Source organism: Facklamia sp. P13064 (genome assembly GCF_050409425.1).
Classification (GTDB): Bacteria; Bacillota; Bacilli; order Lactobacillales; family Aerococcaceae; genus Facklamia.
The window spans coordinates 22,016-41,238 of record NZ_JBNUPM010000007.1 but is presented as its reverse complement, the minus strand read 5'-3'; the positions used below and the strand labels follow the sequence as shown (position 1 = coordinate 41,238).

Annotated in this window: 18 protein-coding genes; 4 read left to right on the top strand and 14 right to left on the bottom strand. The window is 33.9% G+C overall.

The features are described from left to right. Nucleotides 1-194 precede the first annotated feature (194 nt). The 14 genes from ACQV2S_RS04255 to dnaA all read right to left on the bottom strand — a co-directional run bounded on the left by ACQV2S_RS04255 (nt 195) and on the right by dnaA (nt 16,164). Complete coding sequence (locus ACQV2S_RS04255) at nt 195-1,385, bottom strand: acetyl-CoA C-acetyltransferase (protein ID WP_428875071.1); 1,191 nt, start codon at nt 1,383-1,385, stop codon at nt 195-197. 33 nt (nt 1,386-1,418) lie between these two features. Next, nucleotides 1,419-2,228, bottom strand: coding sequence for a hypothetical protein (locus ACQV2S_RS04250; protein WP_428885071.1), 810 nt, complete (start codon nt 2,226-2,228; stop codon nt 1,419-1,421). 69 nt (nt 2,229-2,297) lie between these two features. Further along, nucleotides 2,298-3,677, bottom strand: a complete 1,380-nt coding sequence (dnaB, locus tag ACQV2S_RS04245) for a replicative DNA helicase (RefSeq protein ID WP_428876220.1) — start codon at nt 3,675-3,677, stop codon at nt 2,298-2,300. Between the two features lie 23 nt (nt 3,678-3,700). Next, nucleotides 3,701-4,153: a 50S ribosomal protein L9 gene (rplI, locus tag ACQV2S_RS04240; RefSeq protein WP_428873052.1), complete on the bottom strand. Its 453-nt coding sequence runs from the start codon at nt 4,151-4,153 to the stop codon at nt 3,701-3,703. Nucleotides 4,154-4,155: 2 nt separating this feature from the next. Further along, nucleotides 4,156-6,153, bottom strand: coding sequence for a DHH family phosphoesterase (locus ACQV2S_RS04235; RefSeq protein WP_428873051.1), 1,998 nt, complete (start codon nt 6,151-6,153; stop codon nt 4,156-4,158). Nucleotides 6,154-6,274: 121 nt separating this feature from the next. Beyond that, entirely contained in the window at nt 6,275-6,508 is a 234-nt protein-coding gene (gene rpsR, locus ACQV2S_RS04230; RefSeq protein WP_428873050.1) for a 30S ribosomal protein S18, read from the bottom strand. A 23-nt stretch (nt 6,509-6,531) separates the two neighbouring features. Beyond that, nucleotides 6,532-7,044: a single-stranded DNA-binding protein gene (ssb, locus tag ACQV2S_RS04225; protein ID WP_428873160.1), complete on the bottom strand. Its 513-nt coding sequence runs from the start codon at nt 7,042-7,044 to the stop codon at nt 6,532-6,534. Between the two features lie 36 nt (nt 7,045-7,080). After that, nucleotides 7,081-7,380, bottom strand: coding sequence for a 30S ribosomal protein S6 (gene rpsF, locus ACQV2S_RS04220; RefSeq protein ID WP_428875074.1), 300 nt, complete (start codon nt 7,378-7,380; stop codon nt 7,081-7,083). Nucleotides 7,381-7,495: 115 nt separating this feature from the next. After that, entirely contained in the window at nt 7,496-10,009 is a 2,514-nt protein-coding gene (gene gyrA / locus ACQV2S_RS04215) for a DNA gyrase subunit A (RefSeq protein ID WP_428885070.1), read from the bottom strand. Between the two features lie 24 nt (nt 10,010-10,033). Then, nucleotides 10,034-11,968 (bottom strand): DNA topoisomerase (ATP-hydrolyzing) subunit B, encoded by a 1,935-nt coding sequence (gene gyrB, locus ACQV2S_RS04210; RefSeq protein ID WP_428885069.1) that lies wholly within the window; start codon nt 11,966-11,968, stop codon nt 10,034-10,036. A 10-nt stretch (nt 11,969-11,978) separates the two neighbouring features. Continuing rightward, on the bottom strand, nt 11,979-13,088 hold the full coding sequence (recF, locus tag ACQV2S_RS04205) for a DNA replication/repair protein RecF (protein ID WP_428873046.1): 1,110 nt from the start codon (nt 13,086-13,088) through the stop codon (nt 11,979-11,981). Between the two features lie 8 nt (nt 13,089-13,096). Further along, on the bottom strand, nt 13,097-13,321 hold the full coding sequence (gene yaaA, locus ACQV2S_RS04200) for a S4 domain-containing protein YaaA (protein ID WP_428873045.1): 225 nt from the start codon (nt 13,319-13,321) through the stop codon (nt 13,097-13,099). 195 nt (nt 13,322-13,516) lie between these two features. Further along, nucleotides 13,517-14,665 carry a DNA polymerase III subunit beta gene (gene dnaN, locus ACQV2S_RS04195; protein WP_428875076.1) on the bottom strand — a complete coding sequence of 383 codons (1,149 nt, stop codon included), beginning with the start codon at nt 14,663-14,665 and terminating at the stop codon, nt 13,517-13,519. Between the two features lie 158 nt (nt 14,666-14,823). Next, entirely contained in the window at nt 14,824-16,164 is a 1,341-nt protein-coding gene (gene dnaA / locus ACQV2S_RS04190) for a chromosomal replication initiator protein DnaA (protein ID WP_428885068.1), read from the bottom strand. A 488-nt stretch (nt 16,165-16,652) separates the two neighbouring features. Between dnaA and rpmH the strand changes: the two genes are divergently transcribed. The 4 genes from rpmH to jag all read left to right on the top strand — a co-directional run bounded on the left by rpmH (nt 16,653) and on the right by jag (nt 19,082). Next, nucleotides 16,653-16,790: a 50S ribosomal protein L34 gene (gene rpmH, locus ACQV2S_RS04185; RefSeq protein ID WP_258436956.1), complete on the top strand. Its 138-nt coding sequence runs from the start codon at nt 16,653-16,655 to the stop codon at nt 16,788-16,790. 113 nt (nt 16,791-16,903) lie between these two features. After that, complete coding sequence (rnpA, locus tag ACQV2S_RS04180; protein WP_428873042.1) at nt 16,904-17,284, top strand: ribonuclease P protein component; 381 nt, start codon at nt 16,904-16,906, stop codon at nt 17,282-17,284. After that, nucleotides 17,274-18,113, top strand: a complete 840-nt coding sequence (gene yidC / locus ACQV2S_RS04175) for a membrane protein insertase YidC (RefSeq protein WP_428875077.1) — start codon at nt 17,274-17,276, stop codon at nt 18,111-18,113. Before rnpA ends, yidC begins: the two co-directional genes overlap by 11 nt. Nucleotides 18,114-18,131: 18 nt before the next feature. Further along, on the top strand, nt 18,132-19,082 hold the full coding sequence (jag, locus tag ACQV2S_RS04170; RefSeq protein WP_428875078.1) for an RNA-binding cell elongation regulator Jag/EloR: 951 nt from the start codon (nt 18,132-18,134) through the stop codon (nt 19,080-19,082). Nucleotides 19,083-19,223: the final 141 nt, after the last annotated feature.

Here is a 19,223-nt window from a genome sequence, read left to right as displayed (position 1 = left end):
AATCTAACTTCGCTTTTTCTTTTACGTTTACAAACGCTTCTCAATCGTAACGAGGGCTTCCAGGAAGGTGTCGGCTTGATCGAAAGACATGGTTTATATTTTTAAAGAAAAAGTCCGATTAACGATTGTCTCGTTGACCGGACTTTCTTTAATTATTCAAGGCTTTTGTCCCAGCCCCTTTATTTTTTGTAAAATTATGCTCGCGTTCTTTCTATTATGACAGCATTTCCTTGTCCGCCACCTATACATAAGGTCGCTAATCCTCTTTCCACATTACGTATCTTCATTTCGTGAATCAGGGTGACAAGAATTCTCGCTCCACTACAGCCAATTGGATGCCCTAAAGCAATAGCTCCTCCATTAACATTAATGATTTCGTCCTTAATTCCTAATTCTCGATTGACTACTAAAGATTGGACTGCGAATGCTTCATTTCCTTCGATTAAATCCATATCTTCAATGGTTAAACCGACATTATTTAAAGCATTTTGAGTAGCTGGAATAGGTCCTGTTCCCATTAAAGAGGGTTCAACGCCTGCTTTACCTATTGAACGAATACTAGCCATTATTTCTAGTCCTAACTCTTTCGCTTTACGCTTAGACATTAGGAGTAAGACAGCAGCACCATCATTAATAGTTGAGGAATTGCCTGCAGTCACAGTCCCATTCTCTTTAAAAACTGGCTTCAATTTTTCTAAGTCGGCAAGAGTTTGTCCCATGCGAATATTTTCATCCTCTTCAAAAACAACTTCTTGACCACGCTTCATTTGGACAATAGGAATAATTTCTTGCTTAAACCGACCAGAAGAATAAGCTTTTTCAGCTTTCTTTTGACTGCTTAACGCAAATTCATCTTGTTCTTCGCGACTGATTTGATATTTTTCAGCCAAGTTTTCAGCGGTTACTCCCATGTGATAACCTTCAAAAGCATCAGTCAAACCATCAAAAACTAAAGTATCCACTACCCTATCATTGCCTAGCTTGGAGCCCCAGCGATGATTGGAAAGAATATGAGGGGCTTGACTCATATTTTCACAACCCCCCGCCACCACAATTTCATTTTCACCTGTCATAATAGACTGGCTAGCTAACATAACAGCTTTCATTCCGGATCCGCAAACTTGATTGATAGTTGTAGCAGGTGTTTTGAAACTAATACCAGATTGAATAGCTATTTGACGAGCAACGTTTTGACCTAAACCTGCGGACAAGACATTTCCCATGAAAACTTCATCAACTAAAGAAGGATCGAGAGTGATATTATCAAGCATCCTTTTGAGTAACTGACTAGTCATTTCCACTGCCGAAACATCTTTCAAACTGCCGCCAAATCTTCCTATAGCTGTTCGATTTGCTGAAACAATCACTACTTCCTCTAAATTCATAAAATCCTCCTAAATTTCTTACTGCGAATAAAATTAGCTAAATAACCTTTGCAACCATGACTTTGACTTAATTGATTCGTTTTGTTCATCATCTTCATCCGAAGAGGATTGAGCTACTTTATCTTCTATTCCCAGATGTTCAATAGTCTCTATTAAATGATTATTCTTCTTTTCTGTCAAGAGCATTAGCTGCTGTTGCTGGTCGACTAATTGCAGTAAATCATTAATTTGTTTATTTTTTTCTTTTAGTTCATTAATAAGAACATTTCTTTCTTTTTCATCCTTCAACCATTTTTCTTTCAGTTGTTCTTTGACAGTCTTTTCAATATAAGTTCTAATGGCTTGTTGCTGTTTTTTTAGATCCGTATCATCTGACATCAGATTTTTTTTTATAGTATTTGAAGAGCCTTTTTCTTTTACTTCTTCGTTTTCACTTGACTTTTCGTTTTTTGAGTCACGTTCATTTTCAAGGACAATTGAGATTTGCTTCGCCAGTTCAGGATCATAAGAAAAATCACGCTTGAGTTCTGTCAAATGATCTAGAGATTCAGTATTTTCCTCACCTGGTTTATCTTTTATACTTTCTTCATAATTCTGACTTTTTTCTTTTGTCACTTCATTTTTATTTTCGGCTTTGGCTTTGACTGTTTCTTCTATTTGAGTGTCAAATGTATCTGTCATAAAAGATTTTAATAGCTTTTGCTGTTCTTTTGTAAAAACCAATCTGTTTTCTTCATTATACACTTTCTCCTCATTAGGAATCTTTTTTGCATGATAATAGATCAATTGTCGAGTAACTTCTAATTCATCAGCAAATTCCTGGGCTGTTAAATATTCTTCCATATTATCTCCTCGTATTCTATCTTTCAAATCACTACTCTTTGTCAAATAACAAAAGAACCTTTTACTATATTATACAGTAAAAGGTTCTTTTTGATAGGATAAACTTGAAAATTTATTATACTCTTTTTTAAAAAGTAGTTTGACAGTATCTCTTGCACCTGCTCTATTTTTAGCAATAATTACTTCTACCGTATTATCTGGTAAATCGTCCTTGTGTCCTTCGTCTGCATCACCATTTTGCTGGTGATAATCCTCACGGTAAAGAAAAGCGACAATATCTGCATCTTGTTCAATTGAACCCGACTCGCGAATATCACTTAAAATAGGTCGCTTATTTTGCCTTTGTTCCAGACCACGAGAAAGTTGTGATAAGGCAATTACTGGAACCGATAATTCCTTAGAAAGTTTCTTTAACTGACGCGAAATTTCTGAGACTTCTTGTTGGCGGTTTTCTCTTCCATTTCCATCAATAAGTTGTAAATAGTCAATGACGATTAAACCTAAATCAGGATTTTCTTGTTTTAGACGACGACACTTAGCCCTAATTTCTGAAACACGTATACCAGCTGAGTCATCAATATAAATAGGAGCTTCTCTTAATATATCAGTTGCTACCGTGAAACTTTTCCATTCATCATCCGTCAATTGCCCTGTTCGTAGATTCGATGCATGTATACTTCCTTCTGCACAAATCATCCGATATACCATGTCTAATGCACCCATCTCTAAGGAGAAAATTACAACTGGAACCTTAGATTTAGTTGCGACATTCTGTGCTATATTTAAGGCAAATGCTGTTTTACCAACAGAAGGTCTAGCGGCAATAATAACTAACTGATCGGGTTGAAAACCACTAGTTAATTTGTCCAGCTCATGATAACCAGTAGGAAGACCAACAACATCGCGTTTTTCCTCTGCTAATTTTACGATATTATCAAAAGCCTCGGCTATCAATTGCCTCATCATTTGAGGTCTATTACTCTGAGAGCCTTCTCCTATTGATAAAATTAACTTTTCACTTTGATCGATGATCTCTTCTATTGCATGTTCTTCATCATAAGCAACTTGAGAAATTTTCGATGATGCATGAATGAGTTGTCGCAATATAGATTTTTCTTTAACAATTCTGGCATAATTTTCAATATTAGCAGTGGTCGGAGTGAAACCTGTTAGTTCAACAATATATTCATAGCCTCCGACATTTTCTAATTGATCCAAAGCATCTAATTGATTCTTTAACATCAAATGGTCTAAGGTATTGTCGCGATCAAAAACTCTCTCCATAGCTGCAAAAATTTGCTGATGGGCTACTTTATAAAAGTCCTGCTCTTGTAAAAGTGTTTGAACAGTTGCTAATTTCTTTGGATCTAATAAAAGACCACCTAAGACAGATCTTTCTGCTTCAATATTTTGAGGTGCTTGCATCTGATTCATTTGCGAAATATCCATCGTCTCACCTCTTTATATTTTATCTAAACTGCTTCGACTTTTACACGAATAGTTGCTATTACTTCGGTGTGCAATTTAACCGGAACATTGTGGAAACCTAAGGATGAAAGGTTATTTTCTAACTCAATTTTACGTTTATCTACTTCTATGTCGTATTGTTTCTTTAATTCTTGTGCTATTTGTTTAGAAGGGATGGTTCCAAATAAACGACCATCTTCACCTGATTTAGCTGAAATGATAACGATGGTTTCTTCTTTTTCAATTTGTACTTTTAAATCTTTTGCCTCTTGCAATGCTTCCGCTTCCAACTTTGCTTGAGCTTTCTTTTGTGCTTTGAATTCACTCATTGCTTTAGCATCAGCTACTTTTGCTAAACCATTTTTAATTAAGTAATTATTAGCATAACCATCTGAAACATTTATAATCTGACCCTTTTTACCTTGCTTACGAACATCTTCTAACAAAATGACTTTCATTTTTAGTCCTCCTTAACATTAATTACCTTAATTAATTGTTCTTCTACTTCTTGGATTGTTTGGTCTTTTATCTGTGTTGCTGCGTTAGATAAATGACCTCCACCTCCAAGCTTTTCCATAATAACTTGGACATTTATTTTACCCAAGCTTCTAGCTGAAATACCTATTTCGTTCTCATGGCGTTTATAAATAACAAATGAAGCTTCAATTTGATCAATTCCTAACAAATCATCAGCTGTTTGAGAAGCTAAGACATTGTCCACTACTATATCTTCATCCGTTACTGTTACCGCAAAGACCTTATCGATTATTTCAGTATTCTCAATCAAGCGATTTTTAATTTTAATGCTTTCTAAACTTTCTTTTAACAGATGCTTAATTTTTATATTATCTGCACCCATAGACTTTAAATATGCCGCTGCTTCAAAAGTTCTCGACCCGGTCCTTAAAGAAAATTGATTGGTATCAATAATTATACCAGCTAGCATAACTGTTGCAAGCATTTCATCAATTGCATTTTCCTTTTCATCCATCACACTAAAGTATTCCGTGAGTAATTCGACCGCTGATGAAGCCGAAGGTTCTAAATAACTTAGCACACAATTTTTGGGGAATTCTTCTGCCTGGCGATGGTGATCAATGATAACAATATCGTAGTCAAAAAAGATAGACTCAGCTTGTGAAATCATCGCTCGATGATGGTCTACCAAAATTAGTAGAGTTTTTTCATTTAAGTAGTTATCTAAATCTGCTTCTTCAATGAAAACTTCTTCATCAGACTTCTCGAAGTACTCATTATTAATAATCCCTTTTATATCTTGGTTGAGTTCATCTCTATCAATCAGAATTTTGGCTTGGCGATCAAAAGATTTTACAATTTGTCTGACAGCTAAGGCTGAACCAATTGAATCTAAGTCTGGTGACTGATGTCCACTAATTAAAATTCGATCATAAGTCAATACCGTACTTTTAAGCGCCTGGAAAAACATTTTACTGCGTATATCCGAACGGTTTTCTGTAAAACTAGTCTTTGCGCCATAGAACCTTGCTTTTCCTTCTATTTCACGAATGACAACTTGGTCTCCGCCACGACCTAGTGCTAAGTCTAGGTTGGATTTAACCTGCTTGGAAACTTCAATTATATTTTGTTGAGTATTTCGACTATAAGAAAAAGCGAGAGAAAGCGATATAGGAATTTTTCGACTGGTATAATACTCTTTAATAGCTTCAATGGATTCAAACTTTTCTTTTTCGAGTTCATTTAAAGAACTCTCATTCAACAAAAGTAGAAACTGATCTTCATCAGTTTGCTTTAAGTAAATTTGATAATGATCTGCCCAGCGATTAAGACGACTGATTAAATCAGATTCAAATTTTGCACTTGCTTCATCATCCATCGCATAAATGAGATCATCAAAATCATCTAATAATAAAGATCCCATTACTAGAATGGATTCACCGATTACTTTTTGAATTTCGATATCTTGTGTAATGTCATAAAGATAAAGTGCTTTATATTCATGATGATGTAAGGCTCGGTAATAACCATTAGTTAAAGACACTTCTTGCCATTGACTCATATTACTTTGTCCAAGAATTTGTGTCAATTTCCCATCCACTTTTTCAATTTTTTCACCAATAATATCCTGTTCAAAAATCTTCTTAATAGCTGGGTTAGTCCACGTTACTCTTTCTTCTTGATCATAGAGTATTACTCCTATTGGAGCATTATATAGGGCATATTCTTGCGCTAAAGAAGCATTTTCTGACATATGACTCGCCATCTTCGTTAAATCCTTAATAAAACCTTTAATATTAAAGGTAAAAAATAGAATGATGATACTAAGGAAAATTAGTAATAATACACCTATACGCCACTCTAATTTAAAGGCTACTCCAATTAAAACTATATAAATTAATAAAATAGAATAAATCTGCCAAGAAATTTGAAGCGAATGGAAGTAATCAAAAAATTCTTTTAGTTTTATTTTTTTAAACACAGTACACCTCGTAGTATTAATATCACTTATTTTATCATATTTAAGTGAAATGTTCTATCTACTAATTAATTACTTAATGTTTCACGTGAAACAAAAAAACCACCCAAAGGGTGGTCAAATATTATTCTTGAACGGTAAATGGTAATAAAGCCATGATCCGTGCGCGTTTAATTGCATTAGTCAATGTACGTTGATGCTTTGCGCAAGTACCTGTTACACGACGAGGTAAAATTTTGCCTTTTTCTGAAATAAATCTTTTTAAAAGATCTGTATCTTTGTAATCAATATAATCGATATGATTAGCGCAGAAATGACAAACTTTTTTTCTACGTCTTCCTCCACGACGTTGTGCCATGCATTTTCCTCCTCTACATTATTCTAAAATGGTAGATCATCTTCAGAAATATCCACCTTCTGACTGTCACCAAATGGATTACTATTTTGACTGAAGTCTTGATTAAAACTAAAATCATTACTATTCGTTTGATTTGGTTGAGCTTTAAACTGATTCGTTTGATTTGGTTGTTTGTATGATTGATTACCATCGGAAACTGGACGTTGTTCAGTCACTGATTTTGGTTCTAATAAGTGAAAGTTACTTACAACAACTTCAGTAACATATACTCTCTGTCCTTGTTGATTATCATAACTTCTTGTTTGGATACGACCTTCGACTCCAATTTGAGAACCTTTACGGGTAAAGTTAGCTAAATTCTCAGCAGCTTTACGCCAAATCACACAATTAATAAAATCTGCTTCACGCTCACCTTGTTGATTGGTAAAACTGCGATTTACAGCTAGTGTAAAACTTCCAACTGGAGTTCCTGAAGAAGTATAGCGTAAATCAATTTCCTTGGTTAAACGCCCAACTAATTGTACGGTATTCATAATTTTCCTCCTACAAGTGTTTCACGTGAAACATAGTGATTATTCTTCTACTTTTGTAATCATATGGCGTAAGATATCACGGTTGATTCGTGCTAGACGATCGAACTCGTTGATCCCTTTAGCATCATCAGCGGTTAAAGTAATTAAGTGGTAAACACCTTCACGATAATCGTTGATCTCGTATGCTAAACGTTTCTTAGCCCAGTCTTTTGATTCGACAACTTCTGATCCTTGATCGACTAAGATTTGATCGAAACGAGCAATTAATTCTTTCTTTGCTTCGTCGGTCATATCTGGACGAATAATATAAAGGATTTCATATTTAGTTGGTTGACTCATGACTGCACCTCCTTTTGGTCTAATGGCTCCATAGAGCAAGGAGTTAAGCTATTAAGCTATTAACTCACATTTAATAATTTTATCACTCTATTTTTAAGAAATCAATCTAATTTTTCTATTCCTCTGAATTTTCTATTGAATTATCAGATTCCGACATATCTTCTTCTGTATTTTCTTCATTTTTTTCAATGACAACAATTTTATCAACGATAGAATCATCATCTAATCGAATAACCTTAACTCCCAAGGTATCTCTTGAAGCGGTTGAAATCGAATCGATATGAACACGAATGACGACTCCTTCATTGGTCATGATTAGTAAATCTTCATCACCATCAACAGTGACTAAACCAGCTAATTTACCACTCTTTTGAGAGATATTAGATGTTTTTACACCTTTACCGCCTCGGTTTTTAATAGCATATTGGTTAGATTCAGTTCGCTTACTGTAACCATTTTCTGTCACTACAAGAACTTGCTTATCATCATCTAAAATAGCAGCACCAATAACATAATCTCCTGAACGGAGTCTCATACCTCTGACACCTGAGGCTGTCCGACCCATATCACGGACATCATTTTCATTAAAGCTAACGGCATAACCATTATTAGAACCAATGATAATATTTTTTTGTCCATCAGTAATTAATACATTCACTAACTGATCATTTTCTCTTAATTTAATAGCAATTAAACCATTGGTACGAATGTTATAGTATTCACTTACTAAAGTACGCTTAACGGTCCCATTTTTAGTAACAAACAAGAGATGAGTGTCTTCATCATCAGCTTCTCTACGAATATTAACTATATCTCTTACATACTCTTCTTTATCTAAGTTTAAGAGGTTAATAATAGGTAAGCCCTTCGAAGTTCTTCCATATTGAGGCATATCGTAACCCTTAGCGCGATAAACCTTACCAAAATTAGTGAAAAAGAGGAGGGTATCATGGGTGGAGGCAGAAACTAAGCTTTGAATGGAATCCTCGTCACTCACTCCCATTCCTTTAACCCCTCTACCACCTCGATTTTGAACACGGAACTCATCTTCAGTCATACGCTTAATATAACCAGAAGTGGTTAAAGCAATCAAAATATCTTCCTCATCAATTAAATCTTCATCTTCAAGAGACTGAATTTCACCCAATTTGATTTCAGTTCTTCTTGGATCATTATATTTCTTAAGTATTTCTCTTAATTCATCATGAATAATTTCATAAATTCTTTCTTGAGAAGAAAGTATTTCAGTCAAGCGAACAATCAATTCTTGTAAATCTTTTAGCTCGGCATCGATTTTTTCTCGTTCTAATCCAGTTAAGCGAACCAATCGCATATCTAAAATAGATTGTGCTTGAATTTGCGAAAATTCAAAACGATTAATCAATTCTTGCTTAGCTGTTTCTGAATCGTGGGAAGAACGAATAATAGCAATAATCTCATCAATGACATCTAAGGCTTTTTGTAGACCTTGTAAGATGTGAGCCCGATCTTCTGCTTTTCCTTTTTCAAATTTAGTCCGTCGCGTAATCACTTCAACTTGATGGGCTAAATATTTTTCAAGAATTTCTTTTAAATTTAGTATTTTAGGAACTCCGAAATCAATCGCTAGCATATTAATACCAAAGTTAGTCTGTAAAGGAGTATGTTTATATAAGTTATTTAGAATAACATGAGCAGAAGCGTCTCGACGTGCTTCAACTACAATCCGCATACCTTCACGACCAGACTCATCAGCAATATAGGAGATACCATCAATTCGCTTATCACGACCCAATTCAGCAATTCTTTCAACTAATTTAGCTTTATTTACACCATAAGGTAATTCTTTAATAATAATTCGCTCACGGTCTTGATTATTACCAAAGTATTCAATTTCAACTTTACCGCGAATTGTGATTTTTCCTTTACCTGTCCGATAAGCTTGGCGAATACCTGATTTTCCAACAATAATTCCACCAGTAGGAAAATCAGGACCCGGTAAAGCTTCCATCAATTCATCCACAGTCGCTTCTGGATTACGCATAAGAATTTGTAAAGCGTCAATGACTTCTTCTAAATTATGCGGTGGTATATTAGTTGTCATACCAACTGCAATACCAGAAACTCCATTAACTAAAAGGTTAGGGAAACGACTTGGTAATACAACCGGTTCTTTTTCTTCTTGAGAATAATTTTCTTGGAAATCAATTGTATCTTTATTAATATCTCTTAACATTTCTAGAGTGATTTTAGCCATTCTAGCTTCAGTATACCGCATTGCAGCTGCACCATCACCATCGACTGAACCAAAGTTACCGTGGCCATCAACTAACATTTGGCGGTAGGAGAAGGGTTGCGCCATCCTTACCATGGCTTCATAGATTGCAGAGTCACCGTGAGGGTGATACTTACCCATAACATCCCCAACAATTCTGGCTGACTTCTTATGTGGTTTATCAGGTGTAACACCTAATTCATTCATACCATATAGAATACGACGATGAACAGGTTTTAATCCATCACGAACATCTGGTAGGGCTCTTGCGACAATTACTGACATAGCATAGTCCAAAAATGAATTACGCATTTCATCAGGTAAATTGATTTCTTCAAAAGATTGTTTGCTAACATCAAAATGATCTTCCGTCATGACTAACTCCTTTCAAGGGTAATTCTATACATCCAAGTTACGTACATAGACTGCATTTGTTTCAATAAAGACACGACGGGGTTCTACTTCTTCTCCCATCAACATAGACATCACTGCATCCGCTTCTACTGCATCATCAACAGTCACTCGCTGTATCCGACGATTTTCAGGATTCATCGTTGTTTCCCAAAGTTGATCTTCATTCATTTCTCCAAGACCCTTATACCTTTGTAATGAATACCTAGTATTTGGATTTTCTTTTTCCCATTGGAGTAATTGCTCATGTGTATCTAAATAAATCTCTTTTTTACCAACTTTTAATTTATAGAGTGGCGGAAGTGCAATATAAACATAGCCTGCATCAATCAAAGGACGCATATAGCGGAAAATAAGCGTTAATAATAACGTACGAATATGCGCACCATCGACATCTGCATCGGTCATAATGATTAGTTTATGATAACGGGCTTTGCTCACATCAAATTCTGCTCCAAAACCAGTGCCCATGGCAGTAAATAGCGAGCGAATTTCAATGTTACTCAATATACGCTCCATTGAGGCCTTTTCAACATTTAAGATTTTCCCTCTAATTGGTAAAATAGCCTGATACATTCTTGAACGGCCTTGTTTAGCCGAACCACCTGCTGAATCTCCCTCGACAATAAATAGTTCGCATTTTTCTGCGTCTTTAGAAGAACAATCCGCTAATTTACCAGGTAAGTTTGCGATTTCTAAACCGGATTTACGACGGGTCATCTCCCTAGCTCGCTTGGCAGCCATTCGTGCTTTTGAAGCTAGAATTCCTTTATCTAAAATCAAACGTGCAACTTTAGGATTTTCCAATAAAAATGTTTCAAAATGTTGAGAGAAAAGGCGATCTGTTACAGTTCGTACTTCAGAATTCCCTAATTTTGTCTTAGTTTGACCTTCAAATTGAGGATCTGGATGTTTAACCGAAATAACAGCTGTCAGACCTTCACGAGTATCCTCTCCAGATAAGTTATCATCACCATCTTTAAGTAAGTTATTTTTACGACCATAGTCATTAATAACCCGTGTTAAAGCTGTTTTAAAACCTGATTCATGTGTTCCTCCTTCATAAGTGTGAATATTATTAGCAAAAGACAGTAAATTTAATTGGTAAGCATCTGTATATTGTAGAGCGATTTCAACAGCAATACCATCTTGTTCACCTTCAATATAGATAGGTTCATCAAAAATTAATCCCTTGTCTTCATTAAGATAAGAAACGTATGATTTAATTCCACCATCAAATAAATAACTATCATCAGCTTCGCGATCCATCCGTCGATCTTGTAAAGAAATGCGTAAACCTTTATTTAAGAAAGCTAGCTCATGGATACGCTCATTTAATATTTCGTACTTAAAATCCGTTGTTTCGGTAAAGATTGACGGATCCGGTACAAAATTAACTTTAGTACCTGTTTCCGTTGCTTCTCCAACCACCTTTAACTCAGATACAATAGCTCCTCTTTCAAACTTAATTTGATGAACTTTTCCATTACGTGAAACCTCCACCGATAGTTCGCTTGATAAAGCATTCACAACAGAGGCTCCTACACCATGGAGACCACCTGAAACTTTATAACCGCCACCACCAAACTTGCCACCCGCATGCAAAACGGTGTAAACCGTTTCAACAGCAGGTCTGCCTGTTTTAGACTGAATATCGATCGGGATTCCACGACCATCATCTGTTACCGAAATAGAACCATTCGCTTCTATGACTACTTCAATTTGACTACAATAGCCAGCTAAAGCTTCATCAATAGAATTATCAACAATTTCCCAAACTAAATGATGTAATCCAGTACTCGCAGTAGATCCGATATACATTCCTGGTCGTTTACGGACAGCTTCCAATCCTTCTAATACTTGGATTTGTTCAGCATCATATTGGGGTTGAGTTACATTTTTCTTGTCGTTATTTTCTGCCATTTGTATCCTCCTATTGAACTTTACCTTTACTTATATGTCTTATTGAAGAATTTTTTAGCTCTTGAATATGAATATTTTCAATACTAGCTGTGGTTAAAATTGTTTGAACTTTCCCTTCGATTTTACTCATCAAAATAAATTGACGATGATCATCTAACTCGGACAGAACATCATCTAATAAAAGAACTGGATAATCTTGATCAATTGTATAAAATAAATCCAATTCAGCTAACTTTAAACTAAGAACAACTGTTCGTTGTTGGCCTTGTGAGGCAAATTGCTGAGCTGAATTTCCATTAATATTAAAAATTAAATCGTCTCGATGAGGTCCATATATGGTAGCTCCTTGATGGATTTCCCTTTGAATAGACAATTTGAACAATTCACTCATTTGATCTTTAATTAAATCAATCTTCTCATAATCAAGTTTAGAAGAGGAAGACTTATAGACCATTGATAAGCTATCTCTTTCATTAGAAAGTTCATAATGAATCGGGTGAGCCATTGCTTCTAAATCTTTAACAAATTGCAAACGATATTTAATTACTTGGCTTCCTGCATCAATTAGCTGATCAGTTAAGATGTCTAAATAAACTGGATCATAAGTATGTTTTTCACGCGCTTGCTTTAAATAAGCATTTCTTTGTTTAAGTAAGCGATGATATTCTAATAAATTTTGTAGGTAGATGGGATGGGTTTGACCGAGTTCTGTATCTAAAAACTTTCTTCTTAGACTTGGAGAACCCTTAACTAATTGCATGTCTTCAGGAGAAAAGAGGATAACATTTAATTTACCTATAAATTGAGAAAGTCTCTTTTGATCGAGGTGATTGTATTTAGCAATCTTACCCTTATCATTTAATATGATTTCTAAAGGAAATTGAGAGTTTTTAGTGGTTATTTGGCCGACTATCTTTGCATAATCTTCTTCCCAACTAATCATTTCTTGATCATGATTGGTTCGATGACTTTTAGCCAAAGACAACAAAAAAATGGCCTCAAGGATGTTAGTTTTTCCTTGGGCATTTTCACCAGCTAAAATAGTTAGACCGTCATGAAAATCAATCGAAAGCTCTTTATAGTTCCTAAAATTGGTTAAATTTAATTCTTTTATTTTCATAAGCTATCTTATTGATCTACGACATCTACTATTAATTCATCCTGAACAAACTCCACACGGTCTCCAGGATATAATTTTTTTCCTCGTCGATTTTCTGATTCGCCATTTAAATAGACAGTAAATTCACCTAAGTACCATTTAGCCATTCCACCACTGGATATTAAATCTACTATTTTTAATAATTGGCCGAGTGTTACATGGTCACTATCTATTTTGACTTTTTTATGTTCCATTTGGCCACCTCATTAGTAATTTATTAGATTCATTATACTACTAAATAGCTTAAATCTCAAATTTTTGGCGAAAAAATGCCATTTTAAATAAATTTGACCTTCAGAGTATAAAAAGCTTATTTAAGTTAAATTAGGCTTAAATGCTAAATAATGGCAAAAAATAAGCAGGTCGTTTATTAGACCCGCTAAAAAGTTTTAATGTGTACGAACTGGTGTTAATAATTGCAGTAAATCATTGTGGGGTAATTCACTCTTTACACTTGGTGTTATAAGCATTGGACGAACTGCTGAATTAAATTGAATGGTAATTTCTATATCGCCAAAAGATCTTAAAGCTTCTTTCATATAGTCAGGGTTGAATGAAATCTGAAGCTCTTCACCATTTGAGGAAACAAATTGAATTTCTTCTGCCACATTCCCTATTTCATTTCCTTTTACAAATAACTCGATATGGTCTGTTTGAATATCTAATTGGACAATATTATTTTTTCCTTCATGTGACATTAAAGAGGCCCGTTCAATTGCTTGCAGAAAATCAGCCGCATTTAAGACGATTTCTGTTTCAGATGAATTAGGAATTAACCGATCAGTAGCAGGGTAATTACCCTCCAGTAAGCGTGAATAAATTGTTATATTTTCGAAAGTAAAAATAATTTGTTGATTCGATATAGTCATCATTAAATCAGCATTATCAGGAACTATTCTAGCCAATTCAATCATTGTTTTTTTAGGAACAGTGATTGCTTCTAAATGATGCGAATTCTCAGTTAATTTTAAAGGAATTTCTCTTTGGCTTAAACGATGGCTATCTGTTGCCACTCCCACTAAGTAATCTTTTTCTAGCATTAAGTGAAGTCCTGTTAAAATTGGACGTGATTCTTGATTAGAAGCTGCAAAAATAGTCTGATGAATCATATTTTTAAAAGTAAGTGTTGGAAGTTGAATTTGATGATCTAGGTCAATAATAGGCAAACGAGGATACTCATTTCCATCAATACCAACAATTTGGAATTTTGCATTACCAGATTGAATAGTTGCTTTAAATTGATCATCTACACTCACTATTACCTCATCTTGTGGTAATTTTTTAATAATTTCATTTAATAAACGTGCAGGTAATACAATTTGGCCTGTTTCTTCAATTTGTAAATTAGCTAAGGGTTCATCAACTGCAATATGACTTTCGATAGATATATCAGCATCGCTACCTATTAAAGTCATTCCATTACTATCTAAAGATAATTTAATTCCATATAGAATGTTAATGGTTGTTTTAGAAGGAATAGCTCTTTGAACATTATTTATTTGTTGAGTAAAAGCAGATCGGTTAATTGTAAATTTCATAATTTTCTCCTTTATAAATAATTATTATATATCTAAGTAATAATAGTAGGGCTTGTTGATAGAGTGTATAAGTGATAAAGAGTTCTACAAACTAGGCTTTAGCATTGTTGATGACTATGTGTAAAGATGATTTTTTATAGTAGACTTATCCACATTCTTTATTCTAGCATCTGTTTGATTGTTGCAATTTCATGTTTGAGGGTAGTATTACTTTTAAGATCTTCAGAGATTTTTTCATAAGCATGGATAACCGTCGTATGGTTTTTATTACCGAAAGCTTCACCAATTTTAGGAAAAGATAGTTCTGTTAATTCACGTGTAAGATACATAGCAATTTGACGAGCAGTAACGATTTCTTTGTTCCTTTTCTTTCCTTTAATTTGTTCAGTGGATATTTTATAAAATTGACTACAAGTAGAAATGATAGATTCGGCATCAATTACCTTTTCTTTTTGCTCTCCAAAAATAGAAGAGAGAGCTTCTGCGGCTAAATGACTTGTAATTTCTTTGCCCTCTATAGCTGCATAGGCAAAAACTCTCATTAAAGCTCCTTCTAATTCACGTATGTTTGTATCTACATTATTAGCAATATATGTGAGAGTTTCAGAATCAATATCCAATCGATTATTTGCAGCCTTTTTTCTAAGGATAGCGATACGAGTTTCCAAATCAGGAGGGGTAATGTCGGTTGATAATCCCCATTTGAATCGTGAAATAAGCCTTTCCTCGAGATTATCAATATTATTTGGTAAACGGTCTGAAGTTAAAATAATTTGTTTATTATTATTATAAAGTTCGTTAAAGGTATGGAAAAATTCTTCTTGAGTGGCATCTTTTTTCGATAAAAATTGAATATCATCGATCAATAAGACATCTATTTCACGATACATTTCCCTAAATTTTTTTTGAGAACCGTTTTGAATACTGGTAATAAAATCATTAACAAAAGATTCACTGGTTGCATATTTAATTTTAGTAGAAGGGTTTTTACGTAGGATATCGTTACCTATAGCTTGCATTAAATGAGTTTTTCCTAAACCTACACCACCATAAATTAAAAAGGGATTGTAAGTTTTTCCTGGACCATCACTCACTGCCAAGGCAGCTCCTGCAGCCATTTTATTATCTTCACCAATCACAAAGTTTTCAAAGGTATAAGAAGGATTTAATTTTGAGTCAGAAAAGCTTGGAAGACTATCTGTCTCTCCTTGCTTATCAATCGATTTCGAAAGCATGGGTTCATTTTGATTGCTTTGATAAATTATAAATTGAGGTTCATATTCAATACCATATCGTTCACGACTATATTGCAATATATAGTTTACCAAATGATTTTCCCAATATTTTTTAGTCATCGGATTAGGAACTGCAATCGTAATTGATTGATTACCAATTCGAGTAGGGATTGAAGGTTCAACCCAGGATCGATAGGAAGAAGTGGACAGGATTTCTTTTAAATAATCTTGAACTCCTTGCCAAAAAAGATCTTTTTCATCCATTCATTTCACCTCGAATAAGTTAATATAGTTAAGATTATTGTATCATATTTAGAGTTTTCCACAAGTTGAGAATGTGTAAAAAGCTCTATCCACATACTCACATTTAAGTTATCCACATGTGAATTAAATGTGTGGATAAAAAAGTAGTTAAGTAAACATTAAGTAGATTTGTGCAAAAGAAAAAAATAACAATTCCTATGCCATCAACTTCCTTAAAGGTTTAAATAATGTTTTCAACAGAGTTTGTGGATAAAACAATATTTATTAACAAGCTTAGAAAATGTGGATAATTTTATCCTCTAGTTTGTTAAAAGAAGTTTATTTTTTTAGGGTTTGTTTAAAAACTGTGGATAAGTTGTTGACAATTGTTAAGATTTTACATCGATTGAGATATTTAATAGAATATTAAAAAACACTTGACTTTAAAGGAGTTATTCTTATAAACTATTCTAGTATTGTTTATATTTAGCAACAAGGAGGTGTATTGCATGACTAAGAGAACATACCAACCTAAAAAACGTCAACGTAGTAAAGAACACGGTTTTCGTAAACGCATGTCAACAAAAAATGGACGTCGTGTATTAAGCAAGCGCCGCTTAAAAGGACGCAAAAAGTTAACTGCATAATTTTGAGGCTTCCAAGTGAGGCCTTTTTTTTATAAAATAAAGAGAGAGATTCCAATTATTCTTATTTTTGATATAATATTATGAGGACTCTAAAACATCGGAGTGATAGTCTAATGAAAAAAGAATATCGAGTAAAAAGTGATAAGGATTTTCAAAGAGTCTTTCATCAAGGAAACTCTACAGCAAACCGTCAACTGGTTATTTATACCTATTCAAAACCAGGTCAAAAACATTTTCGTGTCGGTTTGTCAGTAAGTAAAAAGTTAGGTAATGCAGTTTTTAGAAATCAAATAAAACGCTATTTAAGACAAGCCTTGCATGAGGTGGAAGATATGGTTATTCCTGAAGTTGATTTTCTATTGATTGCTCGTAAGGATATTTGTGATAAGGATTTAAAGCAAATAAAGAAATCGATTATTCACGTTATGAAGAAAGCTAAAATTATCCAACCATTATTTAAACTAGAAAAATCTGGAGGTCGTAATGAGCAATAAAAAAGTAAATAAAATTTTAAAACTTTCACTGCTATTAGCTATTGTAGTGGTATTATCTGCTTGTGCAAATATTAATGAACCGATTACTAACGATTCATCAAATCTTTTGGATCAATTTGTTCTCTATCCCTTCTCTCAATTTATTGTTTGGCTAAGTGGTTTAATGGGTCATAATTTTGGTTTAGGTATTATTAGTTTAACCCTTTTAATTCGTCTTTTGCTAACCCCTTTGACATTAATGCAGATGAAATCTCAAAATAAAATAATGGAGTTACAACCGGAAATTGAAGCCATTAAAGCTAAGTACCCTCATAAAGATCGTCACTCAATGGAATTACTTCAAGCTGAGCAACAAGAATTGTTTGATGAAAAAGGAGTTAATCAATTCGCAGGTTGCTTACCAACTTTAATTCAATTACCAATTTTGATGGCCTTGTATCAAGTGATTTCGCGAACAGAGCTTATAAGACAAGGACAGTTTCTTTGGGTTGATTTAGGACAACCAGACCCTTACTTTATTTTCCCTCTTTTAGCGGCTCTATTCACATTTTTATCTACTTACCTAAGTAGTAAAGCAAATCCTCAACAAAATGTTTCAATGAAAATTATGATGATAACTATGCCAATTATGATTTTCTCTATATCTTTTGCTTTACCTAGTGCAGTTTCACTTTATTGGTTTATATCGAATTTAATTACTGTAATTATTATTTTAATTTTTAACAATCCATATAAAATGATTAAAGAACGCCAAGAACGCATTGCTCATGAAAAAGAAAAAGAGCGTCAATTGCGTAAGGCCTTGAAAAAAGTTAAAAGTCGTAAATAAATTAAAAGGAGTGATGATATGTTAGATCATAATATGACTGTTAGGGCTGAAAATGTCGAATTAGCTATTGAAAAAGGGTTAAAACAATTGCGAATTAGTCGAGAAGAAGCCGATATCCGTATTATAAGTGAAGGAAAAAAAGGTTTCTTTGGCTTCGGTAAGCAAGAAGCAGTAGTTCATATTGAAGCTAAGACTGATCTATCATTAAAAGAATTAACCAATCAATTAGAAAAAAAAGTTGGAATGGAACATAAGGATAAAACAGGTCAAAAACATAAAGAAACAGTAAATAAAACTAAAGATTATATCCGTCAAAATAATCAAAAACATAGTGAGCCTGTTAAAGAAGAGGTTCACGATCAAAGAAAAACTGACAATGTTGTTTTAGAAAAAGAATCTTCCATTGAAAAACAAGCAGAAGATAAAAAATCTGAAACAGTCGAGCCAAAAGTGAGTGAAAAAGTTTCAAATGAAAACCAAACGTCTGAAACAGAGGTTGCACAAAGTGAATCTACAATAGAAGAAGAGTATCAAGCGGCTTGCCATTACCTCGAAGAAGTTATTCGTTTATATGGTGCAGAATCGCACATTGAATACGAATTAAGAGGTAATCAGTTAGTTTTTAATATCGAAACAGACAAATCAGGTTTAGTCATTGGTAAACATGGAAAAATTATCAATTCCTTACAGACTTTAGTTCAGGTTTTATTGCATAGACGTGATCGTAAACGAATCTCAGTTTTATTAAATGTTGGGGATTACCGTGACCGTCGTTTAAATGTGCTTGAACAAATGGCAGAAAGAACTGCTGAGCAAGTTTTAACTACCAAACAAACAGTCATCCTAGATCCGTTACCTGCTTATGAACGCAAACAAATTCATGCTTATCTTGGACAATATGAGCATATTGCAACCCACTCTGAAGGTAAAGATCCTAATCGATATTTAGTGGTAGATTACGTCCCATAATATTAATTACGTCCCTAAGCTCTGCTTAGGGATTTTTTCTCTCAAACCTTTTTTATAAATGTTTAGTCATAATTGAAAATTATCATGAATAAATCAATGGACTTATTTTTAAAACGAAGCATTAGTAAAATTATATTAGAA